Source organism: Streptomyces sp. NPDC036822, from assembly GCF_055609145.1.
Window position 1 is genome coordinate 167,085 of the sequence record NZ_JBVJPY010000002.1, and the last position, 26,772, is coordinate 193,856.

Consider the following 26,772-nt stretch of genomic DNA (forward strand, 5'->3'; position numbering starts at 1 on the left):
GGCGACGGGCGCCCCCGGGGGCGCGCCGCATCCCTCACAGCACCGCGTACACCGCCGTCGCGTCGTCGTGCCTCTTCCAGCGGCGCGGGCCGCCCGCAGCCCCGTCCGCCTCCTCCAGCGCCCGCACGCGCCGGAGCAGCCCGTGCGCGCCCTCCTCGCGCAACACCCCGCAGCAGTCCGCCCAGTCGCCCGCCCCGAACAGATCCACCCAGCGCGTCGCCCCGTCGGAGAGCGCCGCCAGGGCCCGCACCTCACCCCGGGGCGTCGTGCCGGTCACCGCGCGCTCCGCCACCGCAGGGTCCGCCGCGGCCGTGAAGAAGCCGCCCTCCCGGTTGCGCAGTCGGTCCGTCGCCTCCAGTGAGCGCAGGACCTCCGCCGGGACGAGGTCCAGCCGGTCGTCGCGCAGCGCCCGCACCTTCCCGTCCGGCGCCTCCAGGAGCAGGACGGCGTCCGACAGCACCAGCTGCTCGACCCGCTCCCCGTCCCAGCGGGCCATCGCGACCGTCGCCTGAGGAGTACGGACGTGAGAAAGGTCACAGCTGCCCCGGTGGGCGTCCGCGGTGCGCCGGATTGCCGCCGAGAGGATCTCGGGCAACGTCATCTCGGCCCGAGAAGCGGACAGTTCGGTCAAAGCTCCACCGAGGCGCGCGGTGAACCAGGGGACGCCGTGCGCACAACCGTCATCGCCGACGGGTGGCGTCACCCCGTCGAGCACCACGACCGTCCCGCCTGCCCCGGAAGCGGGAAGAGCAGCGGCTGCCCAGTCCTCGTTGGGGCGTTCGGGGCTGCCGGGGAGGGTGACCACTTCGGTGCGCATGATCTCCAGTCTGCACCGGTACGCATCACTCCTTCACAGCACCTCCAGACGGCCGCATCAGGCCTGTACCAAGCCCCCGGAGCCCGGAGACAGGGCGGAACGGCGGCCTCCGGGAAGCTGCGGGCGGGCATCCTGCCAAAGCCCGCGCGGAAGATCCAACCGGGGCCCCGCGCGACCCCGTACCGGGCGCGGGCGGAAGTTGTTCGCCAACTCAGGAGTGTTGTTCACTCGTTCGGGTGGCGGAGCGGCCGATGCGCGTCCCCTTCCCAGAAGCGCTGGAATGGTCGGAAGCCGTACCAGGGGTGGGGGCGCTCTATCGAATGACCGGTCGTCACCTCTGCTTCATGGGCGGACGAGTCGAGAATGCGAGCACCGGTGCAGAAGAAGCGGCCTCGGAGCAACAGCGGCACGCGGAGCCAGAGCCCCGGTGACCCGCTGTCCACGGGCGACGTCCCGGGCCCCGGCGCGAACGCCCCAGCCCCCGGCGGCGATACGCCCCCCGGCGCCCCCGTCGGCCGCCCCAAGCGGGTCCGTAACCGTCTGGTCGCCGGAGTCGCCCTCGTCGGTGTCACCGTGCTCGCAGCGGGCGCTCCCGCCGTCCTCACCGCCTCGGCCGACCTGAGCGACTCCCAGCGGCTCGTCACCCTGGCCGAACTCGACCGCCAGGCGGTCACCCTCGCCCACTCCCTCGCCGACGAGCGCGACGAGGTCGTCGCCTACATCGCCGCGGGCCGGGACGAGCAGCAAGGGCCCCGCGACGACAGGCGGCAGGTCACCAGCGCCGGCTCCACCCGCGTCGACCGCCAGATCGACGAGATCCGGCCCGCCGCCGGCCCCGAGCTGCGCCGCGACCTCGCCGCCCTGCCCTCCGTCCGCCGCACCGCGCTCACCGGCAAGGGCACCGCCCTGGAGGCCCACCGGGCCTACTCCGAGATCATCGCCAAGCTCCACGGCCTCGCCGAGGAACTCGCCGAGAAGACCCCCGCCCGCGCCGCCGAGGCCACCAGGGCCCCCGCCGCCCTCGGCCGCGCCGTCGAGCAGGCGTCCACCGCCCGCGGACTCCTTTTGGCCGCCCTCGCCGTCCCGCAGCCCGAGTCCACCGGCGGCACCCACTACGACCCCGTCACCGGTACGTACGTGGCCGACGAACCCGAGGGGGCGGAGGAGGCCGACCGCGCCCGCGACGCCCTGACCGCCGCCGCGCAGCAGGCCCGGGTCCGCGAACTGGCCGCCCTCGCCGACTTCGACCAGGCCGCCACCGCCGAGGGCCGCGACTCCCTCGCGGCCACCGTGACCGGACCGGACGTCAAGAGCGCCGAGCGCTACCTCGCGCGCCTCACCGACCAGCCCGAACTCTCCTCGTCCGAGCGGAAGACCGACCCCGAGAAGCTGGGAGCCGCGCTCTCCGCCCGGATCGAGCAGATGCGCGGAGTCGAGTCCGCGCTCGCCACGGGACAGGTGGAGCGGTTCACCCAGCTCCGCGACGACGACGTCACCGCCCTCGAGGTGCGCATCGCGTTCCTCGGCGGCTGCCTCCTCGTCGCGGTCGGCATCTCCACCTTCGTCGCCCGCACCCTCACCCGCCCCCTCGCCGTGGTGCGCATCGGAGCCGCCCGTCTCGCGGGCGCCCCGGAGACCGAGGAGCCCATCCGCTTCACCGGCCGCAACGACGAGTTCGCCCAGGTCGTACGGTCCCTCAACACGCTGCAGGGCAAGCTGGCCGCCCTCGCCGCGCGCACCGAGCGGCTCGACAGCGAGGGCGCCGACCTGGCGGGCGCCCGCGACGCCATCGCCGCCGAACTCGCCGCCCAGCGCGCCGACCTCCAGGGACAGACCGCCCTCCTCACCGCCGAACTCGAGCGGCTGCGGAACAGCGTCCACCACACCTTCGTCAACCTCTCCCTGCGCAGCCTGGGCCTGGTGGAGCGCCAGCTCGGCGTCATCGAGAAGCTGGAGGAGCGCGAGCAGGACCCGGAGCGCCTCGCCACCCTCTTCAAGCTCGACCACATGGCGACCGTCATGCGCCGCCACAGCGAGAACCTGCTGGTCCTCGCCGGCCACGAGCACGTGCACGGCCACCTTGGACCGGTCCCGCTCGTCGACGTGCTGCGCGCCGCCGTCAGCGAGATCGAGCGCTACGAGCGGGTCACCATCCAGTCCCTCCCGCCGCACGCTCAGGTCGCCGGCTTCGCCGCGGACGACCTGAGCCACCTGATCGCCGAGCTCCTGGAGAACGCGACCGCCTTCTCGCCGCCCGACGCCCAGGTCCAGCTCTCCGGCTGGCTGCTCGAGTCCGGCGAGGTGATGCTCTCCGTCCAGGACGAGGGCATCGGCATGACCGACTCGCGGCTCGCGGAACTCAACGCGCGCCTCGCCGAGGCCGACCCGGCGGACATCGACGGGGAGGGGCTCGGAATCCGCGTCGCCGCCCTGCTCGCCGCCCGCCACGGCGTACGGGTGGAGCTGCGCGAGCAGAAGCAGGGCGGCATCGCGGCCGTCGTCGTCCTGCCGCAGGCGCTGCTGCCGACGGCTCCGCCGGTCGCCGTCCCGCCGGCCGTTCCGATGGCGGGCGGGGCGCCCACCCTGAACCTGCCTGGCTCGGTCGCCGAGGCCAACTCCAACACGCTGCCGTCCCGCACCCGCGACCCGCTCGTCGAGGCGGCCGAGAACGCCATCGCGGCGGCGGAACCCGCGGCCACGCAACCCGCGGTCACGGATGAGCCGGAGGCGACACCGGACCCGGCGACACCGGACCCGGCGACACCGGACCCGGTGGGCGCGGAGGAGTCCGCGCCCGCGCCCGCGCCTGCTGTCGAGGCAGAGGCAGAGGCTGAGGACAAGGCGGACGGCGACGCGGAGGCGGAGTCCGTCGCCGAGACGACCCTGCAGGTCCGCCTCCCCGACCCGCCGCCCGAGCCGGACACCCACGAGCGTGCTTCCGCCGCACCGCACCACGCGGAGGTCCACGAGGAGGCGCGGCCCGAGGCCGACGCGGACGCCGAGGCGCCGGTAGAGGCCGACGTCCAGCGGATCACCGACAAGGGCCTGCCCAAGCGCACGCCGAAGATAGTCCGTCAGGCCGACACCACGACCACCCCGCGCAAGGGCGGTGTCGACGCCGAGGCCCTGCGCCGCCGGCTCGGAGGGTTCCAACAGGGAGCCCAGGCGGGCCGCAGGGACGTCGAGGCGGAGATCGAAGCCGTGCAGACCGCCCGTCCCGAGGAACGTACCGAACGCACCGAGACGCGGACCGAGTCACGCACGGAAGCACGTACAGAGGAGAAGACGGGGGACACAGTCGAGGAGGCACGCAGTTGACTGCGACCGGAACATTCGGGCTGAGCAGCGAAGCACGTAACCTGCACTGGCTGCTGGGCAACCTCGTCGAGGAGGTGCCCGGCGTGCGCTCCGTCGCCGTCGTGTCCTCCGACGGGCTGCTCCTGCTGTCCTCGGACCCGGCCCAGAGCGCCACCCCCACGGAGGGCCGCCGCACCACCGGCCCCCGTGGCTCCAGCGCCGACCTGGCGACCATCGTCTCGGGCATCGGCAGCCTCACCATCGGCGCGGCCCGTCTGATGGACGGCGGCGGGGTCAAACAGACCATGGTGGCCATGGAGGAGGGCAGCGTCTTCGTGATGTCGATCAGCGACGGCTCCCTGCTCGGCGTCCACGCCACGCCCGATTGCGACATGAGTGTCGTCGCGTACCACATGGCGCTCTTCGTCGGCCGCGCCGGACACGTACTCACCCCCGAACTCCGCAGCGAGCTGCGCAAATCGATGGAGAGCACCCAGTGACGTCCGCCTCCCACGCCCATCATCTGCCGATCCGCGGGGAGGGCCGCCGCCCCGCGCGCGTCCGCCCGTACTCGCTCACCGGCGGCCGCACCCGCTTCGGCCACGTCCTGCTGGTCGAGACGTTCGTGGCGGCCCTCGAAGCGCCGCAGCGGCGCAAGGTGCTGACGGACGGCGGCCTCGCCGCCCGCGGCCTCATGCCAGAGATGCGGGCCATCGTCGAGATCTGCCGCCGGATGCGTACCGTCGCGGAGATCTCGGCCCTCCTCAAGATGCCGTTGGGTGTCGTCCGAGTGCTGCTCAGCGACTTGGCCGACCAGGGAAAGATCCGTGTGTACGGGACCGGTCACGGCACCGGCCAGCCCGACCGCGCGCTCCTCGAAAGGGTGCTGAGTGGACTCCGTCGCCTCTGACGTCGCCTCCGTCTCCGACTCCCCGGCGCTCGCCGGCATACCCGCGCAGCCCGAGGCCGCCCACGAGGCCGTGCACGATCCGCTGCTCCCGGCGGCCGAGGACGGCGCGCAGGACTGGCAGCTGGACCACACCCGGGCCCCGATCGCGACCAAGGTCGTGGTCGCGGGCGGCTTCGGCGTCGGCAAGACGACCTTCGTCCGCGCGGTCTCGGAGATCACCCCGCTCCAGACCGAGGCGCTGATGACGCAGGCGAGCGAGGGGACCGACGACCTCTCCGCGACGCCCGACAAGCTCACCACGACCGTGGCCATGGACTTCGGCCGGATCACCCTCGACAGCGACCTGGTCCTCTACGTCTTCGGCACGCCGGGCCAGCAGCGCTTCTGGTTCATGTGGGACGACCTCGTGCGCGGCGCGATCGGCGCGATCGTGCTCGCCGACACCCGCCGGCTGACGGACTGCTTCCCCGCGCTCGACTACTTCGAGAGCTGCGGGCTGCCGTACATCGTCGCCGTGAACCACTTCGAGGGCACCGAGCGCTTCGAGCCCGAGGACGTCCGGGAGGCCCTGACGGTGCCCGCGCACGTGCCGGTCGTGATCATGGACGCGCGCAAGCGGTACAGCGTGGTCGAGTCCCTGCTCGCCATGGTCGCGCACGCGCTGGAATCCACTCCGGAGTAGGCGCCGTTCCCGTCCGGACCAGGAGCCACCCCCGAACAACGCTGATCATTCGTTAGGAACCCCCGCCATGCGGAAGATACTCATCGTCGGCGCCGGCCAGTCCGGTCTCCAGCTCGCCCTCGGACTGCAGTCGCAGGGGTACGAGGTCACCCTGATGTCCAACCGCACGGCGGACGAGATCCGGTCCGGCCGGGTCATGTCCACCCAGTGCATGTTCGACACCGCGCTCCAGCACGAGCGCGACCTCGCGATCAACTTCTGGGAGTCGCAGGCCCCGCAGATCAAGGGCCTCGGCGTCTCCGTCGCCGGCCCCGACGCCTCCCGCGTCATCGACTGGGTGGGCCGCCTCGACGGCTACGCCCAGTCCGTCGACCAGCGCGTGAAGATGGCCGGCTGGATGGAGACCTTCGCCCAGCGCGGCGGTCAGCTCGTCATCCACGGCGCCGCCGTCTCCGACCTGGACTACTTCTCCCGCTCGTACGACCTGGTCCTGGTCTCCGCCGGCAAGGGCGAGCTGGTCTCCATGTTCGGCCGGGACGCCGCCCGCTCCCCGTACGGCGAGCCGCAGCGCGCCCTTGCCGTCGCGTACGTCCACGGCCTCGGCCCCCGCCCCGAGCACCCGGACTTCGACGCGGTCCGCTGCAACCTGGTCCCGGGCGTCGGCGAGCTGTTCGTCATGCCGACCCTGACGACCTCCGGCCGCGCCGACATCCTGTTCTGGGAGGGCGTCCCGGGCGGACCGCTCGACGTCTTCCAGGGCGTCAAGGACCCCTCCGAGCACCTCGCGCTCACGCTGGAGCTGATGGAGAAGTTCACCCCCTGGGAGTACGCGCGCGCCACCAAGGTCGAACTCACCGACGCGGGCGCCACCCTGGCCGGCCGCTACGCACCGACGGTCCGCAACCCGATCGGCCGCCTCCCCGGCGGCGGCCTGGTGCTCGGCGTCGCCGACGTCGTCGTCGCCAACGACCCGATCACCGGCCAGGGCTCCAACTCCGCCTCCAAGTGCGCGGCCGCGTACCTCGCCTCGATCGTCGAGAACGGCGACCGGCCGTTCGACGAGGCCTGGATGCAGGGCACGTTCGACCGCTACTGGGACACCGCGCAGCACGTCACCAAGTGGACCAACGCCATGCTCGGGGTGCCGCCGGAGCATGTCCTCGACCTCATCGGCGCGGCCGGGCAGCTCCAGCCCGCGGCCGACCGGTTCGCCAACGGCTTCAACGACCCGGCCGACTTCGAGAACTTCTTCTACGACCCGGAGAAGACGGGCGCGTACCTGGCCTCGGTTGCCGGAGCCTGACGAGCCTCTGACCTGCTGTTGAAGGGGTGTCGTTGGTGGTTGTTGGTCACCAGCGGCACCCCTTTGACGGCCCAGGGACGGCCCGACTCAAGTGAATTCATTTGACGGCCTGTTGGAAGAGGCGGTTAGATGTCGGGTGCGTCGATCTGCATCGTCGTTGTCGTTCGACACTTGGACCACCACATCCGAGTGGCCTCTCTAAGGCACTGCGATCCGCGGAAATGTTTGGGCAAGGGCCCCAACGAGACCACGGTGAAGGTTCAGCAACAGCGAGATGTGGCAGGCGCCACGGAGCACATCGTCAGCCGTCGGGCGGCGATCCCCTTCGTGGGCGGACGAATCATCCACCTTCTGGTGTCGCACGCCGAAGCCGCACAGCACTGTGCTGTGGGTGAGTCATGATGGGCCATGAGCCAGTGACCGAGAATTACCCCCTGTTCCAGGAGCCGCAGGACCCCCAGTCTCACGTCAGTCTTCCCCCGGCTGCCGATGAGGAACTGGAGAAGCTGAGCATCACCCGCCGGCCCCAGCCCCTGCCGGACGTCCCCGAGACCGCAGCGCTGCGCAAGGTCTCCTTGCGGCTGCAGAAGAACCCTCTGACCAACCTCAGTGAGGACGCCCGCAAGGCTGCCGCAGCTCTGCAGGTGGAGCCGGAGCGGGCCGCGTTGCTCGTCAGCCCGCAGCCCAACGGAGTCTCTCTGCTCAGCGAGGTCGCCGTTCCGGGCGGCTCGCTGTACGTGATCGAGTGCCTCGCGTGGACCCGCATGCTTTTCCCGCTCTACCAGCCGCGCATCGCCGCTATGTCGCTGGCCGTTCCGGCTCCGAAGCTGCTCGACGACCACGATGTCGACGGGCCGCTGGCCCAGGCCCGTTGCGAGTTCGACAGTCCCCAGCAGCTCGCCGCCCTGGTTCGGGAAACCGTTTCCGGCACCCTGAACGTGCCCAAGGCTGACTACTCCGACTCGATCATGCAGCGTGGGGTTTCCGAGCCCTTGCTCGTCATCCTCGTGCGGGTGACCTTCGCTGACAAGTCGCCGAGCCGGGTCCTGCCGGTCGTCGTCGACGGCATCTCCCGCCTCTCTTCCGCGGCCAAGACCCGCACCGGCAAGAGCATCGCCGGTGCCGCCGCCTCGGTTGTCGAGGACCTGCTGCGCGACACCAATTCCCTCCGCCGGGCGGTTCGTGACGAGATCGCTCACTACAACTCCGCCTACCAGCGTGGTCTGTCGGACCAGGTAGTCCGAGTCGGCCAGGCCGCCACCGTCCCGGTGCGCCTGGTCGTCGGCGCCCGCAACACCATGGAGGTCAACCTGTGATCGCGCAGACCCTGATGCAGACCTCCGGGGCCTCGTTCGTGTCCATGGTGGAGAACCTGGTCGCCGGCGAGCACCTGGAGAAGAACCCCTGGACCTCGGACGCGATGTGGCACAACATCGCCAACCAGACCATCGACGCGCTGGTGACCCGCGGCGAGCTGCGTCGCCAGGAAGCAGACATCATCCTCGGGGTTACCTCGCTGGAGGACCTGCCTACCGAACTCGGTTGCCCGGAACCCTCGCCCATCTGGCGCTGCGTTTACACCACCCACCGTCTCACCGCCGGCTCCGCCTTCGGTGAGACGAAGGCCGAGATCCGCAACATCATGGCGCGGCGTGCCGTGACTACGAAGCAGTTCAGCTTCATGCTCGGCGTCATCGTCGATCGTGACGTGCGCCGCCCTAAGGCACGTAAGGAGCCCAAGTCTCGCCGCCCATCCTCCCTCCAGAGGGCCCGCAACGCTTTCGGAGACGGCGGTTTCCTCACCGAGGATGTGCCTGGCCGGCAGTGGTACCCGGTGTATGACACGGTGCCGAAGCTGCTGGAGCGCGCGGTTGCGGGCGATCACAATGCCCGGATCACGCTGATCATCGGTGGCGGCTTCGCCCTCATGATGGACGGCTACCTCACCCGTGACCGCGAGTCGAAGCTGTTCGAGGGCAGCGCCCCGTTCCGGGGGTCCCCGCCGGCCATCCTCACCGACTTGGCCAGCCACGAGTATGGCCTCCGCCTGCTCGCCTCCGCCTGGCAGCAGTGGGACTCGACCAAGCCGGCCCACGAATACAACATCCCCATGATCAATTCCGATGGCAGTCTGGTCATCACCGGAGACACCCGCGAAACCCGCAGCCCGGAGCGCCTGACCGAGTACCGCCTGTACGAGATCGCCAACCCGGCGAAGGCCATGGCCGGCTTCCTCAAGCAGCAGGAAGCCCGCAAGGCCCGCAACCAAGCCGCCACTCCCGAAGAGCGCGACCGGGACAACCGAGAACGGCTCATCCAGGCCTTGGACATCGCCAAGGACGCGGCCTTTGCCCTTGAAAGCTCGGCCGTCTCCCCGCCCCCGCACCCCTTCGGTATCCACGAAGAGTGGGAGCGCACCCGCAACACTGCCCACCAGGTCTACGAAATCCTGGTGAAGGCGGAACCCGACCCTGACGAGGGGTTCATCTCCAGCGATTTCCCCGAAGAGGACGAAGACGCGGAGTACGCCGAGGCGTGATCTGAACGGGTTGAGCCGGTCCTGTGCTGACAGGGCCGGCTCAACCGGTTTGTACTGCTCTTGAGCTGGAGCCGCGAGACTCAGGGTCTCTCGCTTGTGTTGCTCAGCAAGCTTCTGAACCATGACCACCTGATCCGTAGGCGCGTGCCGGATAAACCGGTAGCCGACAGGGCACCCGGGGCACACGCCTGACGGCTTGATCTCCACAGTGCTACGCCCCTTGTCGTCGCCGCACGTCTGCCGACGTTGATGTCAACCGCTGATGTCATGTGGAACTCCACGTAATTCCCCATCAGCAGCATCAGGTTCCCCAGCCAAACGTTCGAGCACGGCGATGGGTGTCGTCTGTGCTCCCGTCCGGATAATCCTGAGACGGCCTGCAGCAACCTCCGTATCTTGGCGCCATGACGGACGAGGCAGAGCCGGGGCTCAATGTGAACCGCTGGGGCGATACGTCGGACCCGGCCACGGAACGGCGGGGTACCCGCCAGGACGCGTGCTCGTGCTTCGACCAGTCCAGGCCGCATCCGCGAGCCCGAGTCGGACTCCACGCCGAGCGGCAGGACACCTCCGCTTCGGGCTGGCGCCACCTGCTGGAGCTGATCGACGAGGCCGCCGCCGACGGGCGCGAAGAGTTTCGCCCCCTGACCGGGCTCAGCCCGGAAGAGCGGCGGCAGATCATCACCCTGCCACCGAGCATCGCCCAGCTGACGGCGGTCAAGCACCTCGTGCTCTACGGCAGCAATCTGGTCCGGCTCCCACCCGAGATCGGGGCCATGACCAGCCTGGAGGAGTTCACCCCCTACACCTCCTACCGGCTGCACTGGTTCCCTTACGAGATCACCCGGTGCCGGAAGCTGACCCGCAGCACGGTGAGCACGCGCGCGTTGTTCGGCAACTACAAGCTGCGACCGCCGTTCCCGCGGCTACGGCCTTCCTCGGGCTCCGTTGCGGACCTCGATCCGGGAAACCTGGATCCCCGACGGTGGGGCGTCACCGTCATCCACAGCTGCAGTGTCTGCGACCGCCCGATCGAACAGCGCGGACTCCATCAGGTGTGGATCTCACTGCGCGTGGCCACTGACGTACTGCCCCTGCTGGTCAACGCTTGCTCGGCGACGTGTGTTGCCGCGCTGCCTGGCGGTGCTCGCGACTACATCCCCACACCCCACAAAGGCGGCCGAGTCGACCAGCCGGCGTCCGACTGGGACTGATCAGCCGAACCTCGCCTCACCCCCCGGTCGGTCGAGAAACGACCACGATGGTGTGACGACGGGTCGAACGTCTGGGCGGGGAAGCTGACGCTCGCGATGGGGAAATACGTGACCGTCGACATGTCAATGCCGCTGAGCCAACGGCAGCGACCAGGATCGTCTTTCTCTGCTGTTCCGCTGCGGGCACGTGCCCTGCCCGGGTTTGATGAGCCCATGGCCGAACAATCGATCGCGCTGATCGCCGCAGGCAGCGCTCTTGCCGGAGTCATACTGACCGGATCGTTCACCCTGCTGAAGGGCCGACAGGACCGTCTGGACAGACAGGCGGACCGTGACGAGCAGCGACGCATTTTGCACCGCGAGGCTCGGAGGGGCGTCTACGCTTCATTCCTAACTGCCTTTTACGAAGTGCAACGCAGGATGAATGAAGTGAGCGGTTCCAGGCAGGGCAGCGTTGATAGCCCGGTGGCACCAGAACTACCAGCCGCCGAAGTGGCAATCGTCTCCCTCGGCGAGGCTAGTTCAGCCGTTGCGCTGGAGGGGCCAATCGAGGTGACGACAGAGGCACAGCGGCTAGTTCGCGCTTGCTTTGATCTACTTAGCACATATGCCGACCTCTCCGCCCAGCATGCAGGTGAAGAGGTGGGGGCCCCACTGATTCTCTGCCCCTCGCCGCAGCGGGACGCCAAAATCGAGGAAGTCAAGCAAGCTCGCCTGGCCTTCATCGAAAAGGCGAGAACGGTGCTTGGCGGTAACGCGCCAGGGTTGCACTAACTGATCGTTCCAGATCGCGAGCGAAACGGTCAGTCGTCGTCGAGTCGCCGAAGTATCTGCGTGAGGTCACCGGAGTCGAGCAGGTCAGTATGCAGCCGGGCCAGGTTGCCGATGCCGGGGCCACGAACTATCAGCAGGTTAGAACACCCGAGTTGGCAGCCGCCCAACTCCTCACCTGTCCGGGATCACTTTCCAACCATGGCCTCGCACGTCCCACCTACACCCCTGCACGCGTTTCCTCACCTCGTGTCCACAAGGTAGGGACGATGGCGAGGCTGGTCGGAGCTGGACTGGATACATGTATCCACGTGCTATATCGGTTGGTTCGCTGGCTACTCACCGGAACTAGCTGCGGCAGGCACTCCAACGCCGGTAGCGTTGGCTGCGCGATGTGCTGATCTAGCGGAATTGGAGGATGCCCGATGCCCTATTCCTCATTTCTGGCCGGCTTTGAGGGAATGTGGAGGCGGCCCCTATCGGATTACGAGAAGGGGGTGAAGGAGTATCTTGTCACGCTGGATACCAACGTATTGCTCAATCTCTACAGATTCACACCCCAAGCCCGAAATGAGCTTCTGTCGGTCTTGAGGACTTTGCAGGACCGCCTATGGGTGTCACACCAGGTGACGAAAGAGTACTACTCCCGGAGGATGACCGCCGTAAGTGAGCACATCAACCTCTACACATCTGTCCCAAAGGCGCTTACTGATTCGAAAAATAAGGCAGTCCAAGAGCTGAACACATTTGCCAAGAGGCGCTCAATGCCGCCCGAAGACCGAGCCAAACTAGTAAACCCACTGAGCAGGGCATTCGAGGCGGTGATTGCAGAAATCAAGGGCCATGGACAGGATTTCGATCTCAGTTTGGCTAGGGTTGCAACAGATGATCCCATCCTCGAGGCGCTAGCGGAAATCTTGGATAAAAAGACAGGCACCGAATTCGAAGAGCAAGAAGTGGAAGGCCTCTTGGAGGAGTACGCCCGCAGAGTCGACAAAGAGATTCCACCAGGCTACAAGGATGCAAACAAGGCGGAGAACTCTCATGGCGACTTTTTCCTTTGGGAGCAGGTTCTTCGGGAGGCTGAAGGCCGGAAGAGGCCGGTTCTCCTTGTAACGAACGACGCTAAAGAGGATTGGGTGCAGATTGAGGCAGGTATCACGATTGGCCCAAGGCCGGAATTGATGAAAGAATTTAGGGATCGCTGCGGCTTGGATTTCCTTCTTGCCGATTTGGGGACGTTTCTGAAAGTAGCAAAATCGGAACTCGGCGCTTCTGTCAGTGCATCGACAGTTGCCCAGGCAGAGAATATCGAACAGGCGGCTCCTGGAAACACGCAGGAGCGAATCATGATTCACAGCAACGATTACGACAAACTCGTGAACGATGTGAGCCGTTCAAGAACACAATTCACTCGTCTTCTTTCCGATCCTCAGGCAAGTTCCTCCGTAGTGGCCACAGCCGAGTCCGCCAGGGATCGATTGGATGATGTCCTGGCAGAGGTGGATTATCCCGCCTCTCGCACTCCAGACGCTCGATTCGTCTACATTGATCCTACCGTCTGGGATAAGTTGCAACGCGTGCACAGGATGACACGAAGTGGTCGCGCAATGAAGTTGCAGAGAAGAAGCTCTGACGACGGGCTAATTCGGCAGTCTAAAAATCTACAAGAGCGACTCCGTGGAATGCATTGGGAACGCGAACGCGCGATGGATGCATTGCAGGAAGTGGAAGAGATGATTTCCCTTGAAAGGGGTGGAGATGACAGGGCGAACCTAGAGCGACTGATGGAAACTCATGAAGCCTTGTCCGAAAAGATTAGAGGATTGCAAAGGCTTGAGCAGGAACTGTCGGAGAGACTGGACCACGTGGAGCTTGAATTGCGATCACCGAGAAGCTAGGTGAGGCGAGTTGGGCCCCCGCTAAGTTTTGCGTGTCCCGGGTGATGGCAGACGGAAGCGAGTCTCCTGCCTCAGCCACCCGGGGCCAGCACCCGCGTATGGAGCCCTCGCCATCCCGGGGCCTGAGTGCCCACAGAGGCGATTCCTGACCCAAATATGCGCGCCCATCTAGACCGCAACGTCGTTCTCCACCGATCCCAAGCTGTCGGGTGCGCGGGCGAGTGTATCGGCGAAGGTCTGCTTGGCGGTGCCGCTTATAGGCATACGTAGGTCACGGTCGCCTCGTCGTGGAGCTTGCTGCGCGGCCATCAACGGGACTCGGGGTCGTGGAGGTACCGACGAACGGATGAGCAGGCTGGAGCCGGCGGCCGACCGGCGAAAGCGGCGGCCGCCCCCTCCAGCCTGGACGCCGGCGGCACCGGCTGGCAGCTTGGGTTGATCGGTGGCGAACCCCTAAACGGGCTGGGCGGCAGCAGGGCTTGGATCAGCGAAGTGGTGGCCATCCACGCCGGGCAGACAGCCGTTCCACCCGTTCGGAGAGAGTTTCAGGAACGTCCACTCCCATCTGCCGAGCTGCCTCGATGCTGTGCCTGATATGCCCGAGGAAGTTGTCCAACCCTTCGTCACTACGGGCGGCATAGCCAGCCAGCTCTTGTCGCTTTCGGGCCGTCCGGTCGTCATCCGAGTTCATCACGACATGGAGCGTAGGCGGCTCACCAGTCGAACAGGATGGGCTCGGAAGGCCGCCGTACCCTCAAAAGCGTGGAGCCGTTGTGCCCCCATGCGTGCCCGCTCAACTTGGGGCCAGGAGACGCGGGGCGTTCACAGTGGCTGGGCATGCCGACGGCCCCGACCGAGATGGCTGGTCGGGGCCGCTCGCCTGCGACCGGTGTGCGATCTGACCTAGGTGATATCCCTGCCACGACGATGGTCTTCCAGGCTGGCCTTGGCGCCCAACGACGGCACTCTGACCTGCCTATCCGTCAGAGTCATCCTGGAAGTTGGGTTTCCAGCCCAGATGGCCCACAGGGCCCCCGAACGGAGCTGCCAAAAGCTACCCGGCCTCGGGCCGTTATGCCATCAGAGCCGCGCTGAGGGGACTCTGCCGACTGCAAGCAGGTGGGAGCTGGCTGCCAAAAGCTCTGGATAAGGCTCGGCCAGCCGTGCGGCTGCCAACACCGACTGAAAGAGGTCTTCGGAGGGATCCTGGCCCGACTGCTGCTCCACGGCCTTTAGCGCGGACCACGCAGGCCCTTCCACGCCGATCACGGTGACGTCCTCCAACCCAGCGTCGCCAAGCTCCCCGGCCAGTTCCTCTGCCCTGTGGAAGTACGCGAGGGTGAACCCCCGCTTACCGTCGTGAACGGCTGTCTGGAGGATGGACGAGACGGAGGCGTGCAGCCGCTCCCTGTGCAGATGGGCGTACGTGACGTGCTCGAACAGGGAGGAGTAGCGATTGATACCTGCCGCCGCGACCAGACCGCCGGGCTTCGCCACCCGCACCGCCTCCATGAGCGCTGCCCGCCTGTCTGCGGGGTTGGGCAGGTGGTAGAGGGGCCCGAGGAGCTGTACCGCGTCGTACGAGTCGGCCGGCGCGGCGAGGTCGCGCGCGTCCCCGACAGTGGCCGAGCAAATTTTCGCGGCCTGCTCAACGTGGCGGTGAACCGGGTCGACCAGATCGACGTCGTATCCGTCCTCGACCAGCCACTCAGCGTGTACGCCAGCACCGCCCCCAACGTCGAGGACTCGTGCGGGCGCTTCCGGCAGGTACCTACGAAGGATCTCCCTGGTGCGGAGCAGTTCGAGACGCCCGTCTGCCGACGTTCGCAGGCGCGCGCCCTCATCAACGGTGCGCTCGTAGAAAGTCCGGACCTCTGGTGCAAGCTCGTACGTTGCCATGCCCGCAGTATGCTGTACCGGTGGACCAGTCCACCATGGACGTGAGGGGAATCATGGCTCTACTCAAGTACGAGGAGATCGCCGAGTCTCTGCGGACGAGAATCGCCGCCGGGGAATTTCCCGCCGGGGCGGCAATCCCGTCTGGCCGGGACTTGGCCGAGCAGTGGTCGGTCTCTCGCGCCACGGCGATCAAGGCTGTCGATGTCCTGCGCGGAGACGGCATCGTTGAAGCACGGCAGGGAACAGGGTTCATCGTGGTGGAAACACCGGTGGGTCGCCCGGCCGGCTCCCGGCGTGCCGGGACAGCCCGCGTGTCGGGGGGGATGCCCTTCCAGCGGATCGGCAACCCCGAGTGGACCACCCCGCCAGTTCACATCGCTGGGGCTCTCGGGATGGAAGCGGGCGAGCAGGCCCTCCTCCGAGTGCGCCTCATGCACCTCCCGGACGGGACGCCGCACAGCTACGTCACAGCTTGGTTCCCTCCGTCGGTCGCCAGGAACGCTCCGCGACTCGCTCAGCTGGCACCCATCGCCGAGGGGACGACTCGGTATGTCCGCAGGCAGACCGGCAGGTTCCCCGCCGAGGGCACCGACACAACCACCGTGCGCCTCGCATCGCCGATCGAGGCAGAACATCTGAGGCTGGACGGACCGACAGCAGTGGCCGTGGTGCTCCACGTGGCATCCGACCAGGACGGCGCCCTGGTCTGCGAGGAGGGTGTGACACCCGAGGGCATATACGAACGAGTCGACAGCTACCCGATGTAGCCACCGACCACCCATAAAAGCTGGACCGGTCCACCGGTTCAGCTTTTTTCTTGCCTAGAAACCCGCCCTGAGCAGGCGTTTCTGGTGCATCGTCAGACGCGCAACAAGACAGGGGAGTTGACTGGACCGGTCCACCGGTCCAGTCTATGGACGTGGCCGCGGCCCGCAGGAATGCGGCCCAGAAGCCGCAGTGGAGTGGCCCTTCTTTGGGCTGCCCCGACGCCCGGAGAGCTCCGTTCAGGCGGGTCAGCTCGAAGGAAGCGCCGGTCGTTTGAGAACTGAACAGCGTGATGAGAGATCAGGCCGCCTGCTTGACGAGGCGGCCGGCGCGGCCTAAGTCCGCGCGCCCAACCTTTCCGCAGCCTCCCGGTTGCGGCCGGTTGCCTCCTCCGCCCGTCTGGCTTCGGTCGTACGGGCGGGGTCGAGGGGAGCCGGGTGGTTCCAACGGCGAGAGGCCCCGGAGCGGTAACTCCGGGGCCTCGTTTCGGGCCGTTCCTCATGGAAGGGAGCACGACCCTATGAAGTCCATCGCTGCACTTCACAAGCTCGTTACCGCTACCCCGTTCGACGGTGAGCCGTCGGACGCGGAGCTGGACGCGATCGAGGCCGAGATGCCGCTGATCCTGGCGGAGGTCGAGCTGCTCGACGCACGGCTGCCGCTGCTGGACCGGCCGGCCACCGCGCTGGACACCCGGCGCATCCGCCGAGCCCGCAACCGCGTCCTGACCGTCCGCCGCGACATGACCAACCGCGCCACGGCGGCACAGTCGGGCGGTGCCGCGTGAGCACGCAGACGCTCGCCGCTTTGAACGCGCCGCTGCTGGCCTGGCGGCTGTTCAGCGTGGAGTACCCGCACCTCCCCGCGCCCTGTGTGTCGGTGTCCACGGTCTACCCGGACATGCTGACGCTGGCGTTCCACAACAACTTGCCCGGCTTCGAGGCCTGGCGTGAGGCGCTGGGGATCGACCCGGTGAACGTCACCCATCATGTTCAGGGCGACGGCCACACCCGGGTCCTGGAGGCCGAGGCCGACTACGCCGGCGCGCGGCTGAGCCTGGTCGCCTTCGCCAGGGTCCTCGCCCCCGTGGCGGGGCGTTCACGGGTGGAGGTCGGGCCGTGAACAGTGTTCAGATCCGTTCAGCGGAGCGGGCGTTGTCGGTCGGCACGTGGCTGATCGTGTCCGGTGCGATGCTCTACTCGGTCCTGACGGTGACCCCGCTCATGGCGGCGCACACGGCGGACGAGTGGGACTGGACCGCGCCGATTTTGCCGCTCGTGGTCGACGCGGCGGTCGTGATCGTCGTCCGCCTCGATTCGGTCCTGGCCCGCCTTGGCGGGCACGGCGGGCGGTGGCCGGTGGTGCTGCGGTGGATGACCGGCTGCATGACCCTCGCCCTGAACGTCGCCGACTCCGCGCTGAGGAAAGACCTGGTCGGCGTGGCCGTGCACGCCGTCGCCCCGCTCCTCCTGATCGTGACGGCGGAGACCGGCTTGGCCTACCGCAGGGCCATCACCGCCGCTGTGACGGCCCTGGAAGCGGAGCGGAAGGCCGAGCAGGCAGCCCGCGACCAAGCCGCCCGCGAGAAGCGTGAGGCGGGGGAGCGGCGGGCCCGGGAGGAGCGTGAGCACGCCGAGCGGCTGGCTCGTGAACAGCGTGAGCATGAGGCCCGGTTGGCTCGTGAACAGGCTGAGCGGGAGGAGCGGGTACGGCGTGAGGAACGCGAGCGCGCCGAGGCTGCCGAGCGTGCTCAGCAGGCTGAGCGTGAACGCCTTGAGCGCGAGCGTGAACACGACCGGCTCGCCCGTGAACGGGCTGAGCGGGAGCGTGAACAGCAGCGTCAGGCACGTGAACGTGAGGCCGCGCAGCGGGCCGAGCAGGCGCGGCGGGAGCGGGAGGAAGCCGCCGCCCGTGAACAGGCCGAGCGTCGCGAGCGGGCCGAGCGTGAACGCGCTGAACTCCTCGCGGCCGGCCCGGCGACGGAGAAGTTTCCCGAGGATCGGGCCCGCCAGGCAGTGACCGCGGCCTTCCATGCCGGGCTTCCGGTGCGGCAGGCGGCGGAGCTGTGTGGCTGGTCGGTCGGCTGGGTCTCCACCCGCTACCAGGAACTCCGCGACCTCCAGAACACCGAGCCCGCGGCTCGCGCTCTTGAAGGGGCCGCGTCGTGAGCACGATCCCCGTCTACCGGTGGCGCCTGGCCCCCGACGGGCTCGCCACGTTCCGGCAGCTTCGCGCCCGGGGCTTGCGGCCGGGCGGTCAGCCGGTCGTGGCGCAGCTCGAACGCCCTTGCCGCCGGCGGGGGCCGCTGGTCGCCTACCTCTACCGGATCGACCAGGCCAAGCCGGTCCGTCCGATGACCCCGGCGAAACGGGCCGCGCTCGCCAAGGCGAACGCGGCCCGCCGCATCTGCCCCGGGTGCGGCCGGGATGCCGGATACCGCATCCCACCCTCGCTCGGGCTGTGCGTCCCGTGCGCGGACGCACCCCACACCACCGTCTGATCGCAATCTTCGAGGAGATCCCATGTCGCACGCCGCCACGATGGACACCGTCCTGCGCCGTACTGGCGAGACCGCTCCGGTGTCGCTGGAGTCGACCAGGACGCCCGGAATCGAGCTGACTCTGCGCTGGATCGCGTCCGACCGCGAGGACGCGCAGTGGGTCGGCCAGTACGAGACCACGGACCGCACCGGCCGTCCGGTGACCGTCATCGCGCTGCACTTCGGGCCCGAGCGCTGGGCCCACGCGGACTTCCTCACCGACATTTACGTCATCCCCGGGCACAGCGTCGCCCAGCTCTAGCCGCACCTCAGAGCCCAAAGGGCCCGGCCGCTTCCTTCCACAGACCCGGCCGGGCCCTCTCGTCTCCCAAAGGGAGGTTCACAGCATGACCGATGTCAGCATCGAGCCGGTAGTAGCGCCCGAGGCCACACCCGCTCCCGAACCCGCCCAGCCCTCGCCGCCCACGCCCGAAACCGCGAGGGCGGCGGAGCTGGACCACACGCCGGGCGGATGGCCGGTCGTTCCGCTCGCCCTGACCGGGGTGAACGCGACCGCGTCCCTGCTCGGCGCCGCCGCTCTGGCCGGTGGACCGGTCGCTGCGGCCATTGCGGCGACCGGAGCCGTCGTTCTCGGCGCCACCGCCGCCCACCGCAAGAACACCAAGCCGGGCAAGTCCACCGAGAAAGCCAAGAAGGCCCGGCTGTCCGCCCGCGGTGCTGGCCGCGGTGCTGTCGGGCGGGTGCCGCAGCAGTCGAAGCGGGCTGCCGCGGGCAAAAGCGCCACCGGTACGGCAGGGGGCCGCGGCAGCAGCAAGTCCAGCCCCAAGGCGGGCCGCTCGGCCGCTCCCGGTGCCGCCACGGCGGCACGGGGCGGCCGCAGGTCGGCTGCCGTGACCGGCCCTCGCCGCGGCACCTCTCTGCGGGGCCGGGTGGGGCAGGCGCGGGCGCTGCGCGAGCAGTCCCGTACGGCCGCGCCGTCCAGGGCCGCCCGGCGGGCAGAGGCGACCGGCACCCGCCGTCAGGTGGCTGACGCCCGCCGAGCGGCCAGGGAGCAGGCCCGCACCGCGGCCGCCGCGAGCCGGGGGCGGGTCGGGCGGGCGGTCGCCCGGGGCGCGAATGCGGCTGGGAAGGCCCGCGGCGCGACCATAGGCCGTGTGCGGAAGGCCGCCGACAGCAAGGCGGCCGGTCAGGTCGCCGCGCAGCGGTCCGCTGTCCGCAAAGCCCCCGCGCGGCAGAAGGCGCGCAGGGCGCTGCGCCGGTCGGCGGCCCGGTTGCAGGGCCGCCGCCTGCTGGCCGCGCTCCTGGCCGGGGCGCTCGGGCTGGTCGGGATGCTGACCACCCCGCTCGGGCGGAAGCTCGGCTGGGCCTGGCTGCAGCAGCCCGGCCGCCGCCTCTACGCCCGCCTCATGAAGCAAGCGCGCGAAGAGCGCGCCGGACGTGACCAGGCCATCTGCGATCAGCGGGAGGCCGAGGAGGCCGCCGCCGACGCGGAAGCCACCGAGCACGACAACGAGCAGGTCGGGGACCAGGCCGAGCGTCCGGCCGGCCCCGTTGCCTCCACCAATTCGAGTGAGGGAGTCGCAGTGTCCGGGTTCAACTTCGAAGAGCAGGCCGCCGAGATGGAGTCCGCCGCGCAGTCCTACGAGCCGGACAGCGCGATGGAGATCCTCGCCATGGTCGAGAGCCTGCCGGCCGCGCTCACGTCCGTGGCGAACGTGATGCGGATCCTGGCCGAGCGCGCCGACTCCGAGTTCCCGCTGGAGAAGGAGGTCGCCGACGGGTTCAGCGACATCTTCGGCGCCGTCATGTCCGCGGTCGCGGTCGCCGAGGACATGGGGCCGGTGTTCCGCCAGGCCCACGAGGCCGACATCGCCCGCCACGAGGACCCGCGCAACGGGCCCGAGGCCGAGAAGGGATGGAACGTCTGACCATGGCCAACAACACCGCCACCCCGACGGGGCCGGTGTGGGACTGGGCAGCCGGTCACGGACCCGTGACCGGCGCCCTGTCCGCCACCACCGGAGCCCTCGCCCTGGCCACCACCGGCGCCGCCACCGGCATGCCCGCCGGATGGGCCCTCGCCGCCGGCGCCGCCGGAGCCATCGGCCACACCATCAGCAGCCTCCGCGAACGCCTCGCCGCCCGCACCATCACGATGCGCGCCGCGTCCTGGCTCGTGGGAGCCGGATGGACCACCTGGGCGATGACGACCGGGCCCCTCTCGTGGGCCGCCCTCGGCTCCCTGGCCACCATCGGCGTCGGGATGGGGGCCGCCGCCCGCTCCACCGGACTCTACGAGGAAGCCCGCGAACTCGAAGCCCTCGACGCCGCTGAACGGCAGGTCGCCCGTGAACTCTCGGCCGAGAGGCGTGCGATCGCCGCGGAGTGGGTCGACCGCGTTCAGCGCGTCTGCAACATCACCCTCCGCGTCCTGGCCGTCGAGCAGTGGCCGACGGGGACGGGGTTCACGATCGACGCTGAACTCCCGCCCGGCGGGGTGACCTACGACCGGATCGCGAGGGAGACGGCGCGGCTGTCGGCGGATGCCCGGCTGCCGCACGGCTGCACCGCGACCGCCTCGCAGGGCATCGACCAGGGCCGGGTCCTGATCGACGTGACCACCGTCAACGTCCTGGTCAACGAGATCGTCTACCCGGACGACTACCGCCCTCTGTCCATCCTCAGCGGCCTACCGTGGGGCGTGCGCACGGACGGGCGGGAAGTCCCGGCCTATCTGCGTGAGCAGTGCGCGCTGGTGGTCGGGCCGACCGGTTCGGGCAAGACCAACTTCCTCCACACCGTCCTGGCCGGGTTCGCCCGCGCGACCGACGTCCTGACCTGGGTGATCGACCTGAATGCCGGATCGGCCGGCCTGCCCTGGATCCGCCCCGCCCTGGCCGCGGACGGCAACCCGGAGCAGGAGACCCGGCCCGGTATCGACTGGCTCGCTGCCTCCTACGAGGAAGCGATGCTGATGCTTGAGGCCGCGCTGCGGGTCGGCAACCAGCGGAAGGTGGCCTATCAGGACCTGATGGCCAGGGCGGACACCGACCTCCTGCCGGTCTCGGCGAAGATCCCGCAGATCATGCTCGTGATCGACGAGGGCGCGGAGATCCTCGCCAGCAGCGACCCGAAGATGCGCAAGCTCGCCGCGAAGATCCTCGAAGTGATCCGGATGCTGCGGGCCATGGGGGTGCGTACCGTCCTGACCGCGCTGGGGGCGACCGGGTCGGTGCTGGGGAACCTGATGATCCGCCGGGAGGCGAAAGCGCGGGTGTGCCTGACCGGCGGGGAAGTCGAGGGCATGGACCTGTCCAAGGTCTTCCCCGGCGCCCGCGGTCTCAAGGTCGACCAGGCCCCCTACAAGGGAGCCGGGTTCATGGGCACTCCCGAATCCCCGGCCGCCCTGTTCAAGTCCTGGCGGATCAAGCCCAGCCAGATCCGCGACATCGTCCACGCCACCACCACCCTCCACCCAAGGCTGGACGACGTCTCAGCCAAAGCCGCCGGGCCCGACTACGCACGCAGGTGGGACACCACCCGCACCGCGTGGATGCGCGACCACCACCCAACCACCACGATGGGCGGAGACGACGAGCAGGAGACGCCGTCCGTTGCCAAGAGTGGGGGGTTGAACCTGTCGGCGCACCGCGACCGGCAGCCGCCCACGGCTTCGTCCACGGTGGATGAGGACGCGCTCGCGCGGAAGTTCATGGCGCAGATCGACGCCGAGTTCGGCACCATCGCCGACCCCGACGACGATCCCGAGGACCAGCCGCCGGCCGGGCTGAACCTGTCCGCGCTGCGCACCGAGGACAACGCCGCCCGCCAGGCCGCGCTCGCCCTCCTCCTCGCCGCCGGCACGGAAGGCACCGGAGCCTCCGCGATCGCCCGCTCCCTCGCGGACGAGTACGGAACCACCCGGCAGACCGTCGTCGGATGGCTCAAGACCTGGACCGACGAAGGCACCGCCGTCCGCATCGGAACCGGCACCAAAGCCCGCTACGTCCACCACCGCCACGCCCCCGAAGCCTGACCCCTTGTCGCCTGTCGCACCCCACCGCCAGGAAGGCCGCTGGGTGGCTTGCTGAGGGCCCGAAACGGCTTGTGACCTGCAAGGCGACAAGCGACAAGACAAGACAAGCGACAAGCCGCACGACAAGTCAGACGACAAGCGACACGACAAGCAAGACACCGGCCGGCCCCCACGCGAGCGGGGCCGGCCGCCGTCGTTGAAAGGACCCCGTTGTGCACTCCGACACCCCGTATGAGATCACCACCCCCACCCGCTACGGCGACCCGATCACCCGCCCCGCAACCATCCGGCAGCCGGTGATCCTGCCCGCCGAGATCCCGCCCGGCGTCGACTGGGTCACCCTCCCCAGCGGCGTCCGCACCCTCGCCTACACCCATCCCACCGCACCGCCACCCCCGGCACCTCCGGCCGCTGCGGTCGGGCAGCCGATCCCCGCGTGGGCCAAGACCACTGCCCTGCTCGCCCCCACCCTCGGCGCCGGAGTGGCCGCCGCCGGAATCGGACTTTCCTACGCAGCCCCGGGACTCCTCGCCATGAGCCAAGCCCTCTGGTCCGCCGCCGCCCTCCTCGTCGCCGCCGTCATCGCCGTCCCCCTCCTCATCCGAGGAACCCTCAAGGGCGGCGGAGGCGGGGCGGCGACGCACATCACCCAGAACATCACCGCCACCGGCCTCTTCGGCCGCGCCAACGGCACCATCAACCACCACTGAGGAGAACCCCTCGTGCTCCGTCTGCGCCTCCGCCGGATCACCTGGCCCCGCCGGGCCCTGATCCTCGGCGACACGCCCCGCCCCGACTGCCGCGACTGCGGCGGAGAGGGCGGCCACAACCGGGACTACGGCGACTACGAGACCGGCGAGTACGCCGGCACCGAGTGGGAGCCCTGCCCCTGCTGGGACGAAGACCGCTACTGGACCCTCCTCCCGCTCCCGCGACTCCCGCGCCGCCGCACCACGCCCACCGACCCGTGGGGATCCGGCGGATACAGCGACGAACCCCCCTTCTAACAACGCCAAAGGCGGCCCCCACTCACGCCAATGACCGGGGCCGCCCTCGCCAACCAGCCCTGTCACAGAACTGGAGACATCCAGCATGACCCATGACCCCCGTCCCGCGCTGCTCCGCGCAGCGCTGGACGCAGCCGAACGCGGCTGGCCCGTCTTCCCCTTACGTCCTGGCGACAAGCGGCCCGCCGGTCACCCCGAAGCGAACTGCCCCGGCACCGGCCGGTGCGCGGGCGGGCACCGCAAGCCGGAGCAGCGCGCCACCACTGGCCCGGACCTGATCCGGGCCGCTTGGGCGGCACGTCGGTACAACGTCGGGATCGCGACCGGCCCGGCCGGGCTGCTCGTGGTCGACCTCGACACCGTCAAGGCGAAGGACGTGAAGGGGACGCCTGACGGCGCCACTTCCTTTAAGGCGCTCTGCGAGCGCGCCGGGCAGGCCGTCCCCACCACCTACCGGGTCCGGACCGCGAGCGGCGGGCAGCACCTGTACTTCACCGCCCCGCCCGGTATCCGCCTGGCCAACAGCGCGGGCAAGCTCGGCCGGCACATCGACACCCGCGCGTGGGGCGGATACGTCGTCGCTCCCGGCAGCACCACCCCCACCGGGTCGTACACCGTTCTGGATGACGCGCCCGTGGCCGAGCTGCCCGCATGGCTGCTGGAGGAGCTCACACGTGTGGAGGAGCCCGCACGGCCTGTACGGCTTGCTCTCCCCTCCCGGGCGAGCCGGTATGCGGATGTGGTGCTGGAGCGCGAGACCGCCGCCGTCGCCTCGGCCCTGGAGGGTGGCAGGGAGGCGGAGTTGTTCCGGGCCGCCCGCGCCGTGGGCCGGTTCGTCGCGTGGGGCGACCTCGACCGACATGTGGTTGAGGAGGCTTTTCAGGCGGCGGGGGAGGCGGCGGGTCTGCGGCCGGCCGAGTGCCGCTCGACCCTGCGCAGCGCCTTGAACTGGTCCATCCGTACAGCCCGGCCCCGGGAGACGGCATGAACCCCCGCCCCACTCCCCGCCTGAAAAGCCTCACCCAAAGCCCCTCCGGCCTCGGCGCCGCCGAACGGCTGCGGCACCTGCGGCTGGTAGGCGCCCCGAAGGGCGTCGCCGAAGGCGTCCCCTCCATCCCTATGCCGTACCCGGCCGCCGGGGCCCGGATCGTCGGCATGCTCCACATCACCGCACCCGGCCGCGGCGCCCTGCCCACCGCCACCTCACGGTGCGATTGCGGACGTGACCGCAGCGCTGTCGGCCACCGCCAGGTCCATGACCTGATCGCCGACCACACCGCCCACCGCAACCTCTGCCCGCTATTCACCACGGAGGAAGGAACTCCGCATGAGCACGCATGACCCTGAGCTGTGGGCGGGGTTCGAGGAGATGACCGCTGAGGACGTCGCCGGGCCCGTGTGGGACGAACCCGTACCCATCAACCCGCGCGGACAGCTCCCCGCCTTCCCCGTGGACGCGCTGCCCGACTGGCTCGGCGCGATGACGGCGGAGGTCGCCGAGGAGACCCAGACGCCCGTCGACCTCGCCGGATGCCTCGCGCTCGCCGTCATCGGCACCGCCGCCGGCGGACGTCTCACCGTGACCGTGCGCGGGCAGTGGAGTGAGCCGGTCAACCTCTACACCGCCGTCGCTCTCCCGCCCGGCAACCGCAAGAGCGCCGTGTTCGGACTCATGACCAAGCCTCTCCTCGCCGCCGAGCAGGCCCTCATCGAACTCACCGCCCCCCAGCGGACGGAGGCCGCCGCAGCCGCGCGCATCGCGAAGGCCGCCGCGGAGAAGGCCGAGAAGCAGGCGGCCAACGCCGAGGCCGACAAGCTGGCCGAGCTGACCGCCCAGGCCGTCTCGCTCACCCAGGCCGCCGAGCGGGCCGTCATCCCCGCCGAGCCGCAGCTCATCGCCGACGACGTCACCGCCGAAAGCCTGACCACCCTCCTCGCCCAGCAGGACGGGCGGATCTCGATTCTGTCCCCCGAGGGAGAGATCTTCGAGATCATCGCCGGACGTTACTCCGGTGCCCCGAACATGGGGATCTTCCTCAAGGGCCACGCCGGTGACATGGCCCGCGTCAACCGCCAGGCCAGGGACGCCCAGTACATCGAAAACCCGGCCATCACCATGGGCCTGGCCGTGCAGCCGGACGTGCTCGACTCCATCGGGCAGATCAAGGGCGCCGACGGACGCGGTCTGCTCGCCCGGTTCCTCTACTCCAAGCCCGCCTCTCTCGTCGGCTACCGCAACCTCACCCCGAGGCTCCTCAGCCCTGACACCGCAGCCACCTACGCCCACAAGCTCGGCCGTCTCGCCCTGACCCTCGCGGCCTGGACCGAGACCGCCGCCCTGGCCCTCACCCCCGAGGCCGACGCTGTCCTGCTGGCCTACCAGCGGGTCACTGAATCCCGTCTGCGCAAGGACGGAACCCTCGCGCCGATCGTGAACTGGGCCAGCAAACGCGACGGAGCCGTTGCCCGCATCGCCGGGCTGCTCCACCTCGCCGCCCACCCCGAGGATGCCTGGACCCGGCAGATCGCCGCCGAGACGATGGCCGCCGCCACCCGCCTCGGGGACTACTTCACCGCCCACGCCCTGGACGTCTTCGACGCCATGAAGGCCGACCCGGCCCAGGAAACCGCCCACACGGTCCTGACTCACCTGCGCGAGACCCGCACCGCCACCTTCACCAAACGCGACCTCTTCCGCGCGATGCCCCGCAGTGACTTCCCCGCCATGAGCGACCTCGACCCCGCCCTGAATCTCCTCGAAGAACACGGCTGGGTCCGCCAGCAGCCCCCGCCGCCCCGCACCACACGCGGCGGCCGGCCGCCCTCCCCCCGCTACGAGACCCACCCCCGCATCACCACCTCCGCCTGAAAGCCCACCAGATCGCTGACAGAACTGACAGAACCTCCCGACCTAGCCTCTGACCTGCGAAAACAGCCGCATCCGGAGCTCTGACAAAACCTCCGGAAACTCCGACAGAACTCAAAAAACCTCCCGCCAGACAGGGCGGGGCCGCCGTGACAGAACCCAGGTTTCCGAGGTTCTGTCAGAGTTTTCTGAGGTTTTGTCACAGTGGCCGAAGTGCTCAAATCCGCAGCTCAGAGGCCACATGGCGAGGTTCTGTCAGTTCTGT

General features: G+C 69.2%; 25 protein-coding genes. 23 read left to right on the forward strand and 2 right to left on the reverse strand.

Annotated elements, in window-relative coordinates; translation table 11 throughout:
* Positions 1–34 precede the first annotated feature (34 nt).
* Positions 35–817, reverse strand: coding sequence for a hypothetical protein (locus ACZ68P_RS05180; protein ID WP_471002833.1), 783 nt, complete (start codon positions 815–817; stop codon positions 35–37).
* A gap of 363 nt (positions 818–1,180) precedes the next feature.
* On the opposite strand from ACZ68P_RS05180, the gene ACZ68P_RS05185 reads away from it, so the two are divergent.
* The 10 genes from ACZ68P_RS05185 (at position 1,181) to ACZ68P_RS05230 (ending at position 13,434) form a co-directional block, all read left to right on the forward strand.
* A complete protein-coding gene (locus ACZ68P_RS05185; protein WP_471002836.1) occupies positions 1,181–4,135 on the forward strand; it encodes a sensor histidine kinase in 2,955 nt (984 codons plus the stop codon).
* Positions 4,132–4,614, forward strand: coding sequence for a roadblock/LC7 domain-containing protein (locus ACZ68P_RS05190; RefSeq protein WP_471002839.1), 483 nt, complete (start codon positions 4,132–4,134; stop codon positions 4,612–4,614). The genes ACZ68P_RS05185 and ACZ68P_RS05190 overlap by 4 nt, the downstream gene beginning before the upstream one ends.
* On the forward strand, positions 4,611–5,024 hold the full coding sequence (locus ACZ68P_RS05195; protein WP_365721179.1) for a DUF742 domain-containing protein: 414 nt from the start codon (positions 4,611–4,613) through the stop codon (positions 5,022–5,024). The genes ACZ68P_RS05190 and ACZ68P_RS05195 overlap by 4 nt, the downstream gene beginning before the upstream one ends.
* Positions 5,005–5,706, forward strand: coding sequence for a GTP-binding protein (locus ACZ68P_RS05200; protein WP_471002842.1), 702 nt, complete (start codon positions 5,005–5,007; stop codon positions 5,704–5,706). The genes ACZ68P_RS05195 and ACZ68P_RS05200 overlap by 20 nt, the downstream gene beginning before the upstream one ends.
* Positions 5,707–5,773: 67 nt before the next feature.
* Positions 5,774–7,009 (forward strand): styrene monooxygenase/indole monooxygenase family protein, encoded by a 1,236-nt coding sequence (locus ACZ68P_RS05205; RefSeq protein ID WP_471002845.1) that lies wholly within the window; start codon positions 5,774–5,776, stop codon positions 7,007–7,009.
* 416 nt (positions 7,010–7,425) lie between these two features.
* Positions 7,426–8,325 (forward strand): hypothetical protein, encoded by a 900-nt coding sequence (locus ACZ68P_RS05210; protein WP_471002848.1) that lies wholly within the window; start codon positions 7,426–7,428, stop codon positions 8,323–8,325.
* A complete protein-coding gene (locus ACZ68P_RS05215) occupies positions 8,322–9,548 on the forward strand; it encodes a hypothetical protein (protein WP_471002851.1) in 1,227 nt (408 codons plus the stop codon). Before ACZ68P_RS05210 ends, ACZ68P_RS05215 begins: the two co-directional genes overlap by 4 nt.
* A 404-nt stretch (positions 9,549–9,952) precedes the next feature.
* The gene (locus ACZ68P_RS05220; RefSeq protein ID WP_471002853.1) at positions 9,953–10,762 is read left to right on the forward strand and encodes a leucine-rich repeat domain-containing protein; all 810 of its coding nucleotides are present in this window, start codon (positions 9,953–9,955) and stop codon (positions 10,760–10,762) included.
* Positions 10,763–10,870: 108 nt separating this feature from the next.
* Entirely contained in the window at positions 10,871–11,536 is a 666-nt protein-coding gene (locus ACZ68P_RS05225; RefSeq protein ID WP_471002856.1) for a hypothetical protein, read from the forward strand.
* 422 nt (positions 11,537–11,958) lie between these two features.
* Positions 11,959–13,434, forward strand: coding sequence for a PIN-like domain-containing protein (locus ACZ68P_RS05230; protein ID WP_471002859.1), 1,476 nt, complete (start codon positions 11,959–11,961; stop codon positions 13,432–13,434).
* Between the two features lie 1,080 nt (positions 13,435–14,514).
* On the opposite strand, the gene ACZ68P_RS05235 is transcribed toward ACZ68P_RS05230, so the two are convergent.
* Positions 14,515–15,333, reverse strand: coding sequence for a class I SAM-dependent methyltransferase (locus ACZ68P_RS05235; RefSeq protein WP_471002862.1), 819 nt, complete (start codon positions 15,331–15,333; stop codon positions 14,515–14,517).
* 53 nt (positions 15,334–15,386) lie between these two features.
* Between ACZ68P_RS05235 and ACZ68P_RS05240 the strand changes: the two genes are divergently transcribed.
* The 13 genes from ACZ68P_RS05240 to ACZ68P_RS05300 all read left to right on the forward strand — a co-directional run bounded on the left by ACZ68P_RS05240 (position 15,387) and on the right by ACZ68P_RS05300 (position 26,510).
* Positions 15,387–16,100 carry a GntR family transcriptional regulator gene (locus ACZ68P_RS05240; protein ID WP_471003873.1) on the forward strand — a complete coding sequence of 238 codons (714 nt, stop codon included), beginning with the start codon at positions 15,387–15,389 and terminating at the stop codon, positions 16,098–16,100.
* Between the two features lie 518 nt (positions 16,101–16,618).
* The gene (locus ACZ68P_RS05245; RefSeq protein WP_471002865.1) at positions 16,619–16,885 is read left to right on the forward strand and encodes a DUF6284 family protein; all 267 of its coding nucleotides are present in this window, start codon (positions 16,619–16,621) and stop codon (positions 16,883–16,885) included.
* Positions 16,882–17,220, forward strand: coding sequence for a hypothetical protein (locus ACZ68P_RS05250; RefSeq protein ID WP_471002868.1), 339 nt, complete (start codon positions 16,882–16,884; stop codon positions 17,218–17,220). The genes ACZ68P_RS05245 and ACZ68P_RS05250 overlap by 4 nt, the downstream gene beginning before the upstream one ends.
* Entirely contained in the window at positions 17,217–18,266 is a 1,050-nt protein-coding gene (locus tag ACZ68P_RS05255) for a DUF2637 domain-containing protein (protein ID WP_471002871.1), read from the forward strand. Before ACZ68P_RS05250 ends, ACZ68P_RS05255 begins: the two co-directional genes overlap by 4 nt.
* Positions 18,263–18,598, forward strand: a complete 336-nt coding sequence (locus ACZ68P_RS05260; RefSeq protein WP_471002874.1) for an RRQRL motif-containing zinc-binding protein — start codon at positions 18,263–18,265, stop codon at positions 18,596–18,598. Before ACZ68P_RS05255 ends, ACZ68P_RS05260 begins: the two co-directional genes overlap by 4 nt.
* Before the next feature lie 22 nt (positions 18,599–18,620).
* Entirely contained in the window at positions 18,621–18,899 is a 279-nt protein-coding gene (locus ACZ68P_RS05265) for a hypothetical protein (protein ID WP_471002877.1), read from the forward strand.
* 85 nt (positions 18,900–18,984) lie between these two features.
* On the forward strand, positions 18,985–20,526 hold the full coding sequence (locus ACZ68P_RS05270) for a hypothetical protein (RefSeq protein WP_471002880.1): 1,542 nt from the start codon (positions 18,985–18,987) through the stop codon (positions 20,524–20,526).
* The gene (locus ACZ68P_RS05275; RefSeq protein WP_471002882.1) at positions 20,514–22,634 is read left to right on the forward strand and encodes a hypothetical protein; all 2,121 of its coding nucleotides are present in this window, start codon (positions 20,514–20,516) and stop codon (positions 22,632–22,634) included. Before ACZ68P_RS05270 ends, ACZ68P_RS05275 begins: the two co-directional genes overlap by 13 nt.
* A gap of 212 nt (positions 22,635–22,846) precedes the next feature.
* Positions 22,847–23,344, forward strand: a complete 498-nt coding sequence (locus ACZ68P_RS05280) for a hypothetical protein (protein ID WP_471002885.1) — start codon at positions 22,847–22,849, stop codon at positions 23,342–23,344.
* 12 nt (positions 23,345–23,356) lie between these two features.
* Entirely contained in the window at positions 23,357–23,641 is a 285-nt protein-coding gene (locus tag ACZ68P_RS05285; protein WP_471002888.1) for a hypothetical protein, read from the forward strand.
* A gap of 85 nt (positions 23,642–23,726) precedes the next feature.
* The gene (locus tag ACZ68P_RS05290) at positions 23,727–24,629 is read left to right on the forward strand and encodes a bifunctional DNA primase/polymerase (protein ID WP_471002891.1); all 903 of its coding nucleotides are present in this window, start codon (positions 23,727–23,729) and stop codon (positions 24,627–24,629) included.
* On the forward strand, positions 24,626–24,982 hold the full coding sequence (locus tag ACZ68P_RS05295; RefSeq protein WP_471002894.1) for a hypothetical protein: 357 nt from the start codon (positions 24,626–24,628) through the stop codon (positions 24,980–24,982). The genes ACZ68P_RS05290 and ACZ68P_RS05295 overlap by 4 nt, the downstream gene beginning before the upstream one ends.
* Entirely contained in the window at positions 24,969–26,510 is a 1,542-nt protein-coding gene (locus tag ACZ68P_RS05300) for a YfjI family protein (RefSeq protein WP_471002897.1), read from the forward strand. The genes ACZ68P_RS05295 and ACZ68P_RS05300 overlap by 14 nt, the downstream gene beginning before the upstream one ends.
* The last annotated feature ends 262 nt before the right edge of the window (positions 26,511–26,772 follow it).